Source organism: Streptomyces mutabilis, assembly GCF_014649815.1.
GTDB classification, from domain to species: Bacteria; Actinomycetota; Actinomycetes; order Streptomycetales; family Streptomycetaceae; genus Streptomyces; species Streptomyces mutabilis.
Genome location: NZ_BMTT01000102.1, coordinates 1 through 977, shown reverse-complemented (window position 1 = coordinate 977; position 977 = coordinate 1). Strand labels below are relative to the sequence as shown.

1 protein-coding gene is annotated in these 977 nt (G+C 34.9%); it reads left to right on the top strand.

Annotation, left to right across the window (positions count from 1 at the left end):
- A partial coding sequence (locus IE142_RS39635) for a phosphomevalonate kinase (protein WP_191889409.1) occupies positions 1-928 on the top strand: 928 nt, incomplete at its 5' end.
- Positions 929-977 lie beyond the last annotated feature (49 nt).

Genomic DNA, 977 nt, shown 5'->3' with positions numbered 1-977 from the left:
CAAAACATTACATTATGAACCAGTTAAATTTGACCGTAATGAAGATAGAATTGAAATCTCAGATGTTCAAGCTGCTAAGCAACTGAAATATGTTGTGACAGCTATAGAAGTGTTTGAACAGTATGTGCGCAGTTGCAATATGAATTTAAAGCACTTTCATTTAACCATTGATAGTAACTTAGCAGATAACTCTGGTCAGAAGTACGGATTAGGTTCAAGCGCCGCTGTTTTAGTATCTGTTGTTAAAGCTTTGAATGAATTCTATGGTTTGGAATTATCAAACCTTTATATTTATAAATTAGCTGTAATTGCAAATATGAAATTACAAAGTTTAAGTTCATGTGGCGATATTGCGGTTAGTGTCTACAGTGGTTGGCTTGCATATAGTACGTTTGACCATGACTGGGTGAAACAGCAAATGGAAGAAACATCGGTGAATGATGTTTTGGAAAAAAATTGGCCAGGCTTACATATCGAACCTTTACAAGCTCCCGAAAATATGGAAGTCCTTATTGGATGGACTGGGTCTCCAGCTTCTTCTCCACACTTAGTGAGTGAGGTCAAACGTTTAAAATCAGATCCAAGTTTTTATGGTGATTTTTTAGATCAATCTCATGCTTGTGTAGAAAGTTTAATCCAAGCTTTTAAAACTAATAATATCAAAGGTGTTCAAAAGATGATACGTATAAACAGACGTATTATTCAATCTATGGATAACGAAGCATCAGTTGAAATTGAAACAGATAAGCTAAAAAAATTATGTGATGTCGGTGAAAAGCACGGTGGCGCTTCTAAAACTTCAGGTGCTGGTGGTGGCGATTGTGGCATTACTATTATCAACAAGGTAATTGATAAAAATATTATTTATAACGAATGGCAAATGAATGATATCAAACCATTGAAATTTAAAATTTATCACGGGCAATAAGTAAAGTAACTCGTGATATAAGTCATTTAGGGTTCGAGGCTCAACCGGG